General features: G+C 41.1%; 11 protein-coding genes. 4 read left to right on the top strand and 7 right to left on the bottom strand.

The features are described from left to right. Nucleotides 1-20: 20 nt before the first annotated feature. From QQK21_RS03550 to QQK21_RS03540, 3 genes are all read right to left on the bottom strand, one after another. Nucleotides 21-1,556 carry a methyl-accepting chemotaxis protein gene (locus QQK21_RS03550; protein ID WP_284190821.1) on the bottom strand — a complete coding sequence of 512 codons (1,536 nt, stop codon included), beginning with the start codon at nucleotides 1,554-1,556 and terminating at the stop codon, nucleotides 21-23. Nucleotides 1,557-1,819: 263 nt separating this feature from the next. Next, nucleotides 1,820-2,335, bottom strand: a complete 516-nt coding sequence (locus QQK21_RS03545; protein WP_284190820.1) for a GNAT family N-acetyltransferase — start codon at nucleotides 2,333-2,335, stop codon at nucleotides 1,820-1,822. A gap of 79 nt (nucleotides 2,336-2,414) precedes the next feature. Further along, nucleotides 2,415-2,918 (bottom strand): MarR family winged helix-turn-helix transcriptional regulator, encoded by a 504-nt coding sequence (locus tag QQK21_RS03540; protein WP_284190819.1) that lies wholly within the window; start codon nucleotides 2,916-2,918, stop codon nucleotides 2,415-2,417. Between the two features lie 110 nt (nucleotides 2,919-3,028). On the opposite strand from QQK21_RS03540, the gene QQK21_RS03535 reads away from it, so the two are divergent. Next, nucleotides 3,029-3,928, top strand: coding sequence for a DMT family transporter (locus QQK21_RS03535; RefSeq protein WP_284190818.1), 900 nt, complete (start codon nucleotides 3,029-3,031; stop codon nucleotides 3,926-3,928). 45 nt (nucleotides 3,929-3,973) lie between these two features. On the opposite strand, the gene QQK21_RS03530 is transcribed toward QQK21_RS03535, so the two are convergent. The 3 genes from QQK21_RS03530 to QQK21_RS03520 all read right to left on the bottom strand — a co-directional run bounded on the left by QQK21_RS03530 (nucleotide 3,974) and on the right by QQK21_RS03520 (nucleotide 5,314). After that, nucleotides 3,974-4,690, bottom strand: a complete 717-nt coding sequence (locus tag QQK21_RS03530) for a YebC/PmpR family DNA-binding transcriptional regulator (RefSeq protein ID WP_284190817.1) — start codon at nucleotides 4,688-4,690, stop codon at nucleotides 3,974-3,976. Nucleotides 4,691-4,778: 88 nt separating this feature from the next. Next, complete coding sequence (locus QQK21_RS03525) at nucleotides 4,779-4,988, bottom strand: DUF3283 family protein (protein WP_284190816.1); 210 nt, start codon at nucleotides 4,986-4,988, stop codon at nucleotides 4,779-4,781. Between the two features lie 128 nt (nucleotides 4,989-5,116). Continuing rightward, complete coding sequence (locus QQK21_RS03520) at nucleotides 5,117-5,314, bottom strand: PA3496 family putative envelope integrity protein (RefSeq protein WP_284190815.1); 198 nt, start codon at nucleotides 5,312-5,314, stop codon at nucleotides 5,117-5,119. A 391-nt stretch (nucleotides 5,315-5,705) separates the two neighbouring features. Between QQK21_RS03520 and QQK21_RS03515 the strand changes: the two genes are divergently transcribed. After that, nucleotides 5,706-9,623, top strand: coding sequence for a hypothetical protein (locus tag QQK21_RS03515; RefSeq protein WP_284190814.1), 3,918 nt, complete (start codon nucleotides 5,706-5,708; stop codon nucleotides 9,621-9,623). A 360-nt stretch (nucleotides 9,624-9,983) separates the two neighbouring features. Here QQK21_RS03515 and QQK21_RS03510 read toward each other — a convergent pair whose 3' ends face one another. Beyond that, nucleotides 9,984-11,957 carry a replication initiator protein RctB domain-containing protein gene (locus QQK21_RS03510; RefSeq protein ID WP_284190813.1) on the bottom strand — a complete coding sequence of 658 codons (1,974 nt, stop codon included), beginning with the start codon at nucleotides 11,955-11,957 and terminating at the stop codon, nucleotides 9,984-9,986. 1,334 nt (nucleotides 11,958-13,291) lie between these two features. Here QQK21_RS03510 and QQK21_RS03505 point away from each other — a divergent pair. Both QQK21_RS03505 and QQK21_RS03500 read left to right on the top strand, forming a co-directional pair. Next, on the top strand, nucleotides 13,292-14,509 hold the full coding sequence (locus tag QQK21_RS03505; protein WP_284190812.1) for a ParA family protein: 1,218 nt from the start codon (nucleotides 13,292-13,294) through the stop codon (nucleotides 14,507-14,509). Between the two features lie 7 nt (nucleotides 14,510-14,516). After that, nucleotides 14,517-15,491, top strand: coding sequence for a ParB/RepB/Spo0J family partition protein (locus tag QQK21_RS03500; protein WP_284190811.1), 975 nt, complete (start codon nucleotides 14,517-14,519; stop codon nucleotides 15,489-15,491). Nucleotides 15,492-15,616 lie beyond the last annotated feature (125 nt).

The following is a 15,616-nucleotide window of genomic DNA, read 5'->3' as shown; positions in this document are numbered from 1 at the left end:
CAAATCCTCAATGATCTAACTTAAGTTCTGAATTTCGCCATGTGCTTAGCGATGCTCTGGCTCAAACTCAAAACTTCCTCTGTCGTTTTTGCATTTTGATCGGCACCAGAAGATACTTCATTGGTTGCTTCAGAAGCTTCAACAATCGCTCGACTGATTTCCTCTACTGCCATCCTTTGCTCATCGGTTGCTTGAGAGATTTGACCACTACGATCTGAAATAACGGTAATCAGGCTTTGCACTTCCCCAACTGAAGCTTGAGACTCACTCACTCGTGCTGCGGTGTCTTCTAAAAGAGTCGCGATACGTGTAAGTTCATCTTCAACTGATTTGGTTGCTGACCCTAATGCTGCAATATTTTTCTGAATCTGCTCTGTAGACTCACTGGTTTTCACCGCAAGATTACGCACCTCGTCGGCGACCACAGCAAAACCCCTGCCTTGCTCTCCCGCACGAGCCGCCTCAATCGCAGCGTTGAGAGCAAGCAGGTTAGTTTGTTCTGAAATGTCATTGATCACATTGAGCACGGTCGTTATCTTCTCACCTTCCTCTATTAGGATATGCATCTCAGCATTGACGTGATTCATCTCCTCACGCATGTTAATGATGTCAGCGGCAGAGTTTTCAATTGCATCATTAACACTTGACGCAAGCTCAGTTGCAGATTGTGCCTGATTGGCAGTTTCGGAAGCAGTATCTGCGACAATAGCCACAGATTGGTTCAACTCCGTTGCTGCCGCAGCGACTGTGGTGAGCTGGTGTTTCTGAGAATCTAGGCTATCGGCGTTTGAGCGCGCTATTTCCCCATTGGCCAGCGCTTTTCTACCGAGCACCTCCGACGATTCATTGACTTCTTGAACAATAACTCTCAGTGATTCGGTAAAGCTGTTTATTCCCTTGGTAATAGCATCGAACTCTTTGTATTTCGCTGGCGCTAATTTATTGGTTAAATCACCATCACCAGACGATAGATCTGATATGACATTAGTAAGCTGAGCGATCGGCCTAAGCACGGTGAAAGTTAGGGCTAAAATAATGACGATAGATAAAATGAGATCCAGCACCACGAGCTCTATAATGCTAGTGCGAAGAGAGTCTGAAAGCTTGGCGTCCATGGCGTGTGTATCAAAGTATACAACGACTTTACCCACACTGTTTTCTTCACCATAATCAACAAAGGTGAGTTCTGTCGTTTGACTCAGCTCCTCAGGGTAAGCTTCTTTATCTGCCACATCAACGAGCTGCCTCTCTTCCCCTTCGCCCTCTTTAGTCAAAAACAGTAGTTCTGTGCCTTGTGCATCAATGAGTTTGATAGCAGCAATCTCTGGAAGGTCTAACTCAGCGGACATGGCAACTTTGGCAGTATCCAAGTCAAAATCCCACACTGCCTTTGGTAAGCTGATCGACATGCGCTGGCTGGTGTTGTGAACATTGATTGCTAACTCTCGATGCAAATCCTGCTTAAAATTCTGGTATTTAATGAATGCAGAAACGAGCAGCACTAATGTCAGCGCCACAATAACTTGGACAATAAATACTACCTTTAACCTTTTCAAAACTGACCCCTCATGATTTTCGGCAGTTAATAAAAAAGTAGTAAGTGATTTATCAATTAGCAAATAAGATAGTAGAAGAGATTTAAATCACTATTATATGCTATTGATAGCATTAAAAATTATATAAATTGAAAACTGGGCAAAGTTTAGACGTGTATAAAATTGTGCCTAAACTTACGTGTCAGTGATGGACATTACTAAACCTAGAAAACTGGAAATGAAAAAGTAAAGAAGACTTATTTATAACAATCCTACCCGTCAAGCTATATAAAGCTACGGTAGACGCATACCTCCCGCTTTTCTCCTCTTACCGTGATTGAGCGATTTTCTTTGAACTGTATGCCAATCTTTTTAATCACAGAACGGGATTGTTGATTCTCAACAAGATGCTGGACTTCAACTTCAGAAACCTTGAGCTCACGCTTTGCGTAGCCAATCAGAGCTTGTGCCGCTTCTAATGCAATTCCCCGTCCCCAGTAATCACTCCCTAACCAGTATCCCAAAATAGCAACCCCATCCTTTAGGGAAGGAAAACTTACTGCACCAATAATGCTATCACTTCCTTTGAGGGTAATAGCAAAAACAACAGCACTCTTATGCTCAAATTTCACTGAATGAGTCTCTATCCACTCAGTGGCCATTTTTTCGGTGTAAGGATAAGGGATATTTGCTGTCATGTCCGAAATGGTTTTTTGGCCCGCCAGTAAAGCAACTCTCTCGCTATCTGATACACGAAAAGGCCTTAAAATGAGCTGTGGTGTCTCTATCGTGGGTTGCATAATTTACCTCTCTGAACATTTACAGTGTAAACAGCTAAAAAGTTTCGTTTGAAAAGCAAAATCCCAATAAAATATGGCCCTATTTCGTCAAACATGGATTTTCCTCAAACTCAAACATCAAATATTTCAAGTGTTGATTGAGCTGCTGTTTCTGATCGTGGCTCATGCTCTGAAACAAGCTATGTTGTACCTGAACATGCTTTTCTATCACCTCGTCTATCAAGGTAACTCCTTGTTCTGTCAGCTGAACGGGAAGGCTACGACGATCAGATTGGTTGTGAAGCCTTGAAATCAATCCTTTAGAACTAAGCTTATCTAGACGATTAGTCATCGCCCCAGAAGTCAGCAGCATAGAGTCGATAAGTTCAGAGGGAGTGAGCAGAAATGGCTCACCACTGCGCCTTAGCGTTGCCAATACATCAAACTCACCCAGCGTAAGATCATAACTTTTATGAAGCTGAGCAACTTGAGTCTCTATATGTTTGGCAACCCTTAGAAGCCTTCCCATTATCGCCATTGGTTCAGTATCTAATGCAGGCTTTTCTCTCGCCCATTGCGCTATCAGCTGATCAATAGCATCCATAAGCCACTCCTAACCGTGTTTACCAAATATCTTAATGTTAAGATACTTTACAAGAGTACACATACAGCGTACATTTCTGGAAAAGTATCTTAACATAAAGATAAATTAGCATGAATATACTATTAGCCATGATTCCAGCTTTTTTCTGGGGAACAACCTATGCTGTCACTCAGTTTACTTTGACAGATTGGCCCCCTCTTTTGCTTGGAGCTTTAAGAGCACTGCCAGCAGGGTTGCTTCTTTTGATGATTAAGCCATCGCTACCTAAACGGAGAGAATTATCAAGTCTTATTAAACTTGGACTGATTAATATCGCAGCTTTCTTTGGCTTGATCTTTGTTATGGCATTGAGGCTACCATCTGCGATTGCCGGCGTAGGTATGGTATCTGTACCAGTGTTTGCGATGTTTTTCCATTGGCTGGTACATAAACATCGCCCAAATTTTATTCAGGCTCTGTCTGGGGCAGCCTTAATTATTCTTGCTTGGTTGTTATTTTCACCAAGTCAGATAGCGCTCGATCCTATTGGACTAAGCGCTATGTTTTGCGCCATTATGTGTATCGTTATTGGCAGTGCTTTGACTAAATCACTAGGTAACAGAATACATTGGTGGACGGTTTTAACTTGGCAAATGATTTTCGGTGGTTTCATGCTATCAATTGCCGCAGTGATTGATGCGAATTTCTCACCGGATCAATATACTGACGCAATCAGTCATTTCTCTGCACAAAATGGACTGGGTCTTATCTGGGTGATCGGCTTAAATACCGCTCTTGGTTATGGTATGTATGTTTGGTTACTTCAACGCATGACTGTGGTTGATTTCACATTCGGTGGCATTGCCAACCCAGTCGCTGGAATTGTATCAGGAATGATATTGCTTGGTGAATCATTCACATACATGCAATACGGCCTGATGTCAGGAATGATTGCCATGTCTTTGCTACCACAAATCATATTGGCGATCAGGCAACATAAACCTGCCGTGGATAAAGTCGAGCTTAAGTGAGCAAAAAAAACCGAGTGCACAGCACTCAGTTTTAATCTTTGGGACTTAAAGCTCAGCGTTATGATAAACCTGCTGAACATCATCACAATCATCCAAAAGGTCTAAAAACTTTTGGAATTTCTCTGCATCTTCACCGGAAACAGGCGTATGATTCTGAGGAACAAAAGTGATCTCTTCAACATCCAAAGTTAAGTCTGGATATTCTGCGTTGAGGGCTGTTTTGGCTTTAAAGAATTCAGTATGAGGAGCAAATACTGTAATTACTCCCTCTTCCAGTTCAATGTCCGTTACATCCACATCCGCCATCATAAGTGCTTCTAACACCGCCTCTTCATCATCACCCTTAAATTGGAATACAGCTTGATGATCGAACATATGAGCCGTTGTGCCTGGTGAGCCGATTTTGGCACCGGTTTTAACAAAGCACTGACGAACATCTTGGAAAGTACGGTTGCCGTTATCAGTCAAACAATCAACGATAACGCTAGCGCCTCCTGGTGCGAAGCCTTCATAACGTGCAGGTTGGTAGTCTTCACCACCACCGCCACAGGCTTTATCAATTGCTTTATCTATCACATGCGCAGGAACCTGATCTTTTTTCGCTTTCGCTATCAGGTGTTTTAATGAAAGGTTCATATCTGGATCTGAACCGCCATTCTTGGCACACATGTAAATTTCTTTACCGTATTTGGAATAAACTTTAATTTTTGCGCCTTGAGTTTTAGCCATTGAGGCTTTGCGCACTTCAAAACTTCTTCCCATCGGGATGTTCTCTCTAAGTCAATTTAACGCGAAGGATTTTAGCAAAAAACAAAACCATTTCAATTTCTCGATTGGTTGCACTGGAGATTCAAGCCAGCCCCATTACTCGCTTATATTTAGCAACTGAGTCGAGAAAAACCTGTCTTTCATCTGGATCGTGAATCTTGTCGGCATTGTGAGTGACTTCATCGGGACTTGCTTTTGCTTCCCTAAGTTTCCAAACCAGAAATGATGCTTGTTTATCAAGCTCGATTTTGTTTTTTTCTTTTGTTGGGAGTGTGGATAGGTTTATCGACATTTGACCACAAAGTTATTTTAACAATAAGTAGCCATCATATCATATGCGATTCAGTGTGTGGTAAATCCCGGAAAAAATAAAGGGTAGCCAGCATGCTACCCTTCTGTTGACTGTGTGTGGAATAGAAACTAGTGCCAAATCCCAAGTTCTTTGGCTTCTTCGAGCGTCAAACCGCTTTCTCGGATCTCCTTCAAGGCTTCGATACGACGGCGAGCTTCCGCGGATTTGACAGTTTTTGTTTGTCTTTGCGATTCAACTTCATCCTGAATATCCCACTTATCAGTGATCTCAGTCATTTCATCATGGTCAATAGAATTAATGGACATTGTAACCTCCGAACAAACCATGCATTGACAGCTAACGTATAGCAAAACCATACTGCCCTTGTTAACAATTTTAGACTGATAATGTGATTAAGCTAATATTTTGAAATCGATTAATGCTAATTCGATTAGTAAAGTTAAAAATAAAGAGCGGATAGAAGCATTTAACCTGTCACTTATACCCTGTCTTACTAACTCAATAAAGCACTAATAAGCCAAGAAAAACTCTAAATTATTTATCAGGTGAATAACTCAATTTGTATAGCTGGTGCTAACAATCTTACGATTGCGTTTATTAGACTAAGTAACCGTGCAAACCTACTATTTACCAATCCATCAATAGTGTTAGCCTTCCGTAGATTTATTGTCCAAAACTCTACGGGAGAGAAAGTGCATGATTTCACCACAGGCAGAAACAAATCTGACGAACCAAATAATTGAAATAGAAAGTTTACAGGGGTTACTTGCAAGAAACTCTGAAAATTTACAGGTAGACTCTGGCCCATTATCAATTCGTCCCGCACTGACTATATTTGAACCAGCAAAAGGCCCTCTGCGACTCTATTGGGAATTATCTCTAACTATTACCGCTATTTCACAACTTCTAAAGAGCAACACTCCCAACCAAGAGAAGCTCACTCTGCTGGAAACAAGTATCACTGCTTTATCAGATCAAAGAAAACAACTTAAAGCTGTTTTGAATGAGCATAGCTCCTCCGCAAGGATAAAAAACAGTCTAAAAATTAATAGGCTTAATCGACAGCTTTGCAACCAAGCCATTAACTATATTAAGGCCCCAAGTCATCCTTCGGCAAATATAAAAAAAGCGCTTCTTCTTGGGGAACCGGAAGAGTTTAGACTGGTATCTAAGCCTAAATATAGTGAATTACCTCAATCTTCAAATTACCAAGGCCACCCACTTCTTCCTGATATTACTGCGAGCGAGAATTATGTTCATTTTGGTGATGAGTTAACGCCAGATCAACAACGATCAGTTCGTCTAAAAGCGCACCTTCTCGATTTGGAGTTCGCAGACCGACTCAATATAACGAATCACGATGACGAAATAAGTGACACCTTACAAAAAGCAATTGAACATGCCGGTTTGATCAAAGATGGGTTATGGGAAACCTTCGCATTGGGCAGAGTCAAAGACCAAAATAGGTTTGAAAATGAATACCGAATACTCTGCTCCTCACACTTCATGTTATATGCCGCGAGAATGCACCATATTACCGAGTGGCAGCACCCTCAGGTAATAAAGGATTATCTCGAACGCAACGGAGAAAGCCTCCCTTCGAAAGTACTTTGTCGATTCAGCGATGATAGTAGCCGTTTAGTTAGCTACTATTCGATACATACACGCGATATGCTAAAGAGTGTTTTCCCCAAGCATGCCAGTACAGGTAACATTACCCTCTTTCTTGATGATAATAGTAAAATTATCACCGACAACTTGAAATGGATTTTTAACATCTACACCACAGGTCAACGTGATTCACTCCCAGCATTACCAAACTTTCACTTTACCCAGCTGAAAAAATGGAGCGAATGTGCCGATCAGCATGAATACTACCAACAGTTCTCCGATTACAAAAACGACACGCTCCCTGATGCCCTTCTGCTCAAAGACTCACAAACCTTTGCATCTTCTACCTTTGCACAATCTTCCATCAACCCCATAGACACTCAAGAGAAGGTCGAAGTCCTTGGTCGTTTTGAGCTCATCAGGCCATTTTATAAATACGATGAAATAGAACAAATGTGGCAGCGGTTTGCGACTTTGGATAGTGATGACAAAAAAGCGGTCGCAATCTCTAATTTTCTCGTTCAGAGTGACGATCCACTCTTAGTCCTGTTCGGCGTTTTTTTTAGGGGAAAAGTCGTAGTAGAAAAAACGGGAGAAGCCATTTCCAATGTTTTTGCCACAATTAAAAACCTGTTCAAGAAGTATCATACGATTTCTGGGCGAATGACCCTAATCAAGTTAAACACAGATCAGGTTATGATCGTCTCAACACTCATGCATGATGCTGCTATTGCCTACGTAGACCTGACACAAGACAATGAAATAACTCAACTCGTCAATGAGTTAATCAACGCAGGAAATCAATCTGTCAATTGGATCAGCGAAACCAAAGACAGCGCGAGAGCCTTGCTGTCTCACCTTGGTTACAACTCGGACACCGTCCTACCAACACCAAAAACGGACTCTGATGACAACCATGTCATGTTCAGAAACTGCGCATTTGATAATGAAGCATGGGAAGTCAAGAATGAAAGCGTTTTAGTCAATCTCAACCTCGTTACCGCCCTTACACTCAATGCGATTCCGGGGATTCCCATCAACGACATTGTCACCTCGTACGATACTCTATATGACTGTGTTGAAGATGAAGCACGCGAAGTCATGCTATATAACGCTAATATTTATAAAGCATTTCTCAAGGACGCCGAGTGGTGGGAGAAGCTTCCCTCATTCGTGCCTTTCTTCGATTTATTCAACTCTCTAGCAAACGATCCAAGTTATGAGTTTGATCTTTCCTCTGAAATAGATGGTATCCTCTTTGACGTATTTGATCTTATCATTACCGCCGTATGTATTGGCATTCCTGTCGCAAAGCTCGCCACAGCAGGCAAAGCGGCATTTAGATCTTCAGTAAAGCTTCATATCAAAAACGGGCTGAAAGGCAACGCTTTTAAACGTGCTGTCTCTAGAGATATGTTGAAGCTCGCCATGCCAGTGGTGAAAAATACCACTCGAGAGTTGTTCGAGTTCCTCGTAGTACCGCTCCCTTCACTCAGCAGCGCACCAAAACGCATGAGAGAGTCTAACCTCTACTCAGATCCTAGCCGTGCTCGATACGCAAGTAGTACTCGATATGAGCTCGATTTAGCTCCCAGCAGAGATCCTTCATTTAAAACACTCGAACAAAAGCACACCTTGAAAAGTCATTTTATTCAAAGAGATTTGCGTGACGAGTTGATATCAAAAGGTTCAAACATCCCCAATAGAGGTGCTTGCCAGCAAATTTCGGCATTGTGGATAAAAGAAAAGCTGGCTAAAAAAATTTTTGGTCGAACGGAATTTCCCGCCCTTAAACACAAACCCGTTCAAGAAAGTAAGCGGGCAAAAAAATTGTTCGAAAAAGCCTCTCAACTACAACAAGCTGAACGCAAAAATAACCTTTATGATCCTCAGGATACGTTAGATTCAATCAAGCTAGAGTATGATCCACCGATATCAATAGTTCCCAAAAATCCATCGAAGCCGAATATCACTGATCAACAAAGATGTGTTAACAGTTTAGTGGGGGGGATTTCCCGAAGAGCCGCGCAAGGTGACCTTCCGGTTGGCTTTTCTCTCAACTTTACTCTCACTGGCTCAGAAGCGGGTCACAGCGTCAGTTTTTTATTGGACAAAAAAAGAGGTCTGCGTTTTTTTGAGCCAAACAGTGGTGAGTATTTACTTAAAGTATCTAGCGGCAACAAGGGCATAGATTCAGACAAGCTAACAGAGTTCTTCAATGACTATTTCCAATGCTTGCAGGAGAAATGGCCCAACTATATGCCGATAAAGTACGATGACATCATTATGATTCCGGTAAGGAAAGCAGGTGGCCAAGGCACTAGTTCTAATCCCCTACTCCGATATTCAAGCAACCGATATGAATTAGATACACCTCTATCACGTCCGCAAGCGAATATACATCAGGAAGGGGGAATAATAACCGAAAGATCTAGGGCATCAGTCGTAGAGCAAGGGAGTTTGGGAGGCATACGTCAGCACAATCAACCAGTTCCAGCAGTGAGGAGTAGTCGAGGAGATTATATCTTCTCGGATACTCCTATTGGCTCCAAAGACATCATAATTTCAGGCAATAGCCGCAGTAGTATTTTGGATCACCTAAATAGTAACGCGACACAAAGAGTTACCAATGACGTCGATAGCGGTGCAATCTATGCTGGGTGGACAAACGCCCCCAGACCGAATAATAGAATATTGAACCCTATAGGGGATTCAGCAAAAGCCACAATTAATGGTACAACAAACTTAGCAGTGAGAGTTGGAGGAATACCATCTCCAGATATTCCAGGTACAGACTTGAGTGCTGGAGGGCTTGCTAAACCAGCGGCAGGAGCTGGAGCTCGGGCAAGGATGATAAAAAAATGGAGAGGAGAGCAAGCTGCTCGCAATGTAAACTCACGAGCAGCACTTGGTATTTCCTACATGCCCCAAGACGGATTTGTTGAAGTTGGACGGGGCTCTGTCACTTTTGGTGATATTGCAAACAAAGTTAATCCGCTTTAGGCATATTATGAAAGCATGATCAAGTGAGAACCTTGATCATGCTTCTGAAAAAATCGACGAGGCAAAAAAAAAGCGAGTTCTAAGAACTCGCAAAAATATTCAGAATGAATGTAACAATATGAGCCAATCTACAAGGGATAATCCAGATCCCTCATTTATTAGAAAGGACAAAAGGTTGTCTATTCGTGATAGATAATATCTAACCAACACAGCATAAATGTCAGTTCACTGTCAGCAGAATGTAGTATGTATGTCTGATATTTTCTGCTGACCTTTTACTTGGTTAAAAAAATGAAACGTCTGCAAAAACTGATTCTAGCATTCATAGACACTACAACCACATTCCCAAAATCATTCCGTTCAAACCGAGACTTCGTCCAAAGCACGGAAAACGCTCTCATCTAAATGCCCTTGATAAACCTGTTTACACACTTTTCTTCTCACTGCCAGTCCTGCAATGAGGCGCTCGATAGAAAGATGTTTAGTCTCATTTTGACTGTTATAGAGCTCGATAAGTTTACTTAGGGTTTCATATGGAATAACGTCTTCCCCTACCCTTAAAAAATCAAGCTTCTCCATAAGCTCTTTACACTCTTCAAGAATAGAACTGTGTGAATGGCCAGTCATTGCAGCTAAAGCGGTTACAGAGCGTTCTAGAGCCTCTGACGAGGTATATTTAGACAAGGTAATGGTTATCTCATCAGCATTTATCTCGACCAAGTGTTTTTTCACCTTAACTCGACGTCCAAGTTTTCCTTTTGGTGAACGTTCTTTTCTCTGTATCGGTTCAAACTCTCCATCGATAATCTGAGACATTTCATCAAGCTGCTGCTTAGTCACCATTTCATTTCGTAATGGGTTCGGAAGCGTTGGAGCCATGTTACGTTTGCCAGCATTTGTCATTCGGGCTCGGGCATAACGCAATACCTCGTCAGCATCGCATTTTATGTCCACCTGATAATCTTGATTCTTACTACTTTGATTAACTGGAGAAATAGTTAAGTGATAACCCCAAAGATTGACTTCAAAGATCTCATCGCCTTTAGACTGATCTTCCGATAGCTTTCTCAGCTCGCGAATAAGATCCATTGAAAAACGACGCCACTCTATATTGCGTGCCAATTTCTGGTTCAAGGTGCTCAACAGCATTACATCCGTGTGGCGACGAGACATACGGCTGCGAAAATAGCTATACAGTTGGAAAACAAGTGTATGCTGTCTAAGTATTTCCGGAGGGAATAGAAAAAAGTAATCTCGCGTTAGCAATTCTTCATAAAAAGAAGGCTCCCAAACCAAAATATACAGGTTGGGTTTGATACGAATCTCACCATCTTCGCCTTCCGTTGGTGCTTCCTCTGATGCTGTAATTGTGCGTGCTAAAAAACGAAAACGATCACTTTTGAATCCTTCAGGCATATTTTCGCTAAGCCATCTGCCTGTCAATTCGTGCAGTTGAAAGTCTGTAAACTCGATTCTATCAATACTATCTCTTATCGAATCTCTCGCAGGACCACTGTCTTTCTTCCCTCTTAGTGACAAAATATCTGTGATATATAACGGGGTTTTGTTTGGCGCATGTCTAGCGTCAATATGATAATCGTGTTGATGGTGCTCATGGTATTGAACTGTTAGGGTGAACAAAGCGAACAAGGTCATAAGATCATCCACGGTCATAATATTTTTCGATGAGCGTGTTTCTATAACCGCTTTGGTACCAGAAATCGAAACTAAACTTTTTTGGTATTGTTTTCGAGTGCGAGGTGGAGCTAGAGCCTGATCAATAATCCCAGCCCAATTTGTTGGCGAAACAACAAATTGATCGGCTTCATCCTTCATCGCTGGTGGATTGTTTAATCCATGCTCATTAAGTAATCTCTTGTTTACATGAGTTTGTGCTAAAGCTTTTGAACGCTTTTGTTTCTCACTTTGTTTAACGGATTCTGTCATCAGACTTGTTGCACCCAAAACGGAGATCAACTTATTTGGGTTTACAAAACGGTGCAACATGGTTTTGCCTGCTAATCCGTGTTCAAACCTGACAGGAACTTGTTGAAATAAACCTATATTTACCGCAGCACGTAATCGTTGTTGAATTGCTGCTCGAGTCAGTTGTCCGTCAGTTGCATCAATCAACTCTGTTGTTGAAACCAGTCCATCTTTACTTGTAAAACCTTGCAGTGAAATGAGATTGAGCAGTTCAATTATACTTTTCGTTACACCCTTAAAATGCTGATATTGTTCAATCCAACTCACAGCAGCTTCTGACACTTCAAACATGTGCCCATCTTTGTGACTTCTAGGCGCTTTAATTAGGATTTTATCTTGTGAGGCCATGGTAAGACATCCATATAACGTAGACCGTAATTTCAATATTATTCCGAAAGGATAGGGAAAGTCACTTCATAAATAAAGAAAAAAATTGATCAATACTTCAGATTGTTGCCTGTATCTAGTTGGAGATGAAAACATCACTCATTTGGGTTCAGCTTTCATTCCACACTTAGCTGGCAAGTTAAAAAAATAGAATTCACTTTGTTGAAAAATATTCCAAACTGATCCTAATGATTAAAGTGATCTTATTTGATTAATTGATCTATTGATCTGGGTGTGTTTTTTTCAATAACATCTTGTTTTATAACATTAAAAAATAAGATGGCATGAAAGTATGATCAAGAGTACAACGAAACAATGATCATTGAATGATAGAAACATGATCAATCTTTTGTGAAACGATGATCACAATGGGAACGTATCTATGATCAGTATGACACTGAAAGTATGATCATCATATATTCACATATTGTCCACAGCCGCGAATCATGAAATTGTAAGTGTTTGTCGTTTTTGGTTTTTTGTAGAGCAATTTTTTCGAAACAATGATCAAGGGTACAATAAAAGAACTTTCGAACAGCCACATATTGGGAACAATAAACACCGAATTTACAATAACAACTCGCTGTACATTCTGCGGTTTATTATCTTTTTTTACGAAAGCATGATCAAGATAGTTGCTGATTTTTGTTTTGTCGTGTCTTTTGTCGTTTGAATCATGGGTGTATTTGTACCTGTTTGCTAAATGTCAGAGTTAATCTACGTTCGGCCGTAATCTGGTACGTTTTACTCATGCTTCCGTAAGGCTAAATTACTTGATCATTGATCCGATGTCTGATCAGTGAAGGAATGGTAGAGGTGATTTGCAAGCTATTAGATAACTAAGCTTGATCATTGTTCCTACCAGGCGTTTTATTCCCGAAAGCATGATCAACATGTTGTTCTTGATCATAGTTCCGACTTTAGGTTGCCACATATCGGGGAAATAAGGAAATTGCTTGTTAGTCGTTATGAAAGGAGTCCACTATTTTCGTTGTCGTAAGTCAAAATTACACTGACCGTAAAGTATGGTTAAGTATCAATCGTTCCGAGTTATTATTGATTCTATTTACATTGTAAATAAGTGACAGCGTGACATTTTAAATCTGCCCCATTGTAAGGTAAATACATGTTGTATTTTTTCAATTTTCTGACAGGTTTTCCTTTTAATCTGTTATTGTAGCTAGAAAACATGATATTAATGTGATTTTAATTCATAAATGTCCGTTCAGCTTTTTGTTGTTTTTGTTTTGTGTTGCTGTACAATTGATATCAGTGACTTAAAACGGATTGTGATAATGAAGAGAGATAAAACAATTGAAAATCTTGTTCAACTCGCAGAGCAAACTGCTCAGGTTCAGGCTGACCGCATAGAAATTGTTTTAGAGGAACGTAGTGACGACCATTTTCCTCCCATGTCAAAAGCTTTAATGGAAACTCGTTCGGGGCTTACTCGTAGAAAGTTAGATGAAGCGATAAGTAAACTTGAGGCTGCTGGCCATCAGTTTACAAAAAATAATGCGAATCATTATTCTATCTCACTCCAGGAAGCTCATATGCTTATGGACGCTGCTGGAGTGCCCAAGTTTCATCAAAGGAAGAATGCTACTGACAACAAGCCTTGGGTTATAAATGTACAAAACCAGAAAGGTGGTACTGGAAAGTCAATGACGGCGGTACACCTTGCTGCTTGCCTGGCTTTGAATCTGGATAAACGCTATCGTATTTGTCTGATTGATTTAGATCCTCAGGGTTCTTTACGTCTGTTTCTCAATCCTCAAATTAGCCTGACCGATCACGATAATATTTATTCTGCTGTCGATGTGATGTTAGATAATGTTCCGCAAGGTGTGAACGTTGATAAAGAGTTTCTTCATAAGAACGTTTTACTGCCAACTCAATACCCAAATTTAAAGACAGTGTCAGCGTTTCCCGAAGATGCGATGTTTAATGCTGAAGCATGGCAGAATTTATCTCAAAACCAATCTCTTGATATTGTGAAGCTATTGAAAGAGAAATTGATCGACCAAATTTCCGATGACTTCGATATCATCATGATAGACACTGGACCTCATGTCGACCCTTTGGTGTGGAATGCTATGTATGCATCCAATGCATTGCTTATCCCTTGCGCGGCTAAACGCCTTGATTGGGCATCGACGGTAAACTTCTTCCAGCATTTGCCAACGGTCTATGAGATGTTTCCTCAAGATTGGCAAGGACTTGAATTTGTTCGTTTAATGCCAACAATGTTTGAAGACGACAACAAAAAGCAAGTTGCTGTGCTGACAGAAATGAATTATCTACTTGGTGATCAAGTTACAATGGCGACGATACCCCGAAGTCGAGCATTTGAAACCTGTGCAGATACATATAGTACTGTGTTTGACTTAACAACAGGTGATTTTGAGGGGGGGAAAAAGACACTCGCCACAGCGCAAGACGCGATCCAAAAAAGTGCGTTGGAGCTTGAACGCGTCCTCCATAGTAACTGGTCATCACTTAATCAGGGATAAGTAAATAATGGCAATCAAAACTTCAGATCTAAATGCACGGCTATTTGGGAAAGCGAATAAGCGCCATGTTGCGAGTAGCCAAGAAGCCCAGAAGGCCGCCAAGGACCAAGTTCAGGTTATAGAATTGGCGGTCGCGGGTGAAGATGTTGTCACCTTTGAGCTGATGAGAATACCAGCTGATAAGGTTGCTGATGAAACTACAGTGTTTGCGGAGAATGCAAGGGAGCAAGCATTTCTAAACGAACATGCTCTGTCTGACATATTAAGCACACTCAAAGAGAGAGGGCAACAATACCCAGCTGTGGGCCGTAAAGGCTCTGATGGCAGAATAGAAGTACTAGATGGTAGCCGTCGTCGTATGTCTTGTATTTTAGCCAACAAAGACTTTCTTATTTATGTAGCGGAAGATATTAATAGCGAACATGCGAAGTTCCTATCCGATGTTGCCAATGCTCATAAACCTTTGTCTCTGTATGAGAAAGGTAAAGAAATGCGCGCTAAGCTCAAGAATGGAGAAGCGGAGGATCAAAAAGCGCTGGCAAAAATGTTTCAGTGCAGTGAAGCGTTAGTTAGTGGAGCGCTAAAGGCCGCTGATTTGCCTTTGTCCTTGCTGCAAGCCTACCCTAATGTTTCAGATCTTGGTCGTCCGACCATAGTGAAATTACACAAGCAGTTCAATGAATTGAGCGAATTCAATCAAGGTCAGTTGCTTAACAGATGCATGTCTTCTGAAGGACATGTATGGCAACGAAGTAAAGCTCAAGGAGTGGCCCGAATTACCAAAGAAGTTTCTGAAACTATTGAGCAGTGGATTGAGGAGCTTGCCCCTAAACAAAGTTCAGGTAATCGTAAAGTAGACTTTATTAAAGGCAGAGTAAGCTATAGCCGCAAAGGCACTGATTTGGCATTAAATCTTAAAAAAGTGGACGACCAATTGATGCAGGAGATTCTCAACTTTGTCTCTAACAAAATGCACGAATAAAGTGCTTTGCTATTTCGTTCTTTGACCGTTTTATTTATGTATTTTCTTTAAGGCCGCGGATCGCGGCTTTTTAGTACTCTTAATTCATCATCCTAGTTGTTATAATTCTTTTATTCTCTGCGGAT

Origin of the sequence: Vibrio zhanjiangensis (genome assembly GCF_030161235.1) — a bacterium.
Taxonomy (GTDB): Bacteria; Pseudomonadota; Gammaproteobacteria; order Enterobacterales; family Vibrionaceae; genus Vibrio; species Vibrio zhanjiangensis.
The sequence above is the reverse complement of the archived record's forward strand: the minus strand, read 5'-3'. Positions and strand labels throughout refer to the sequence as shown.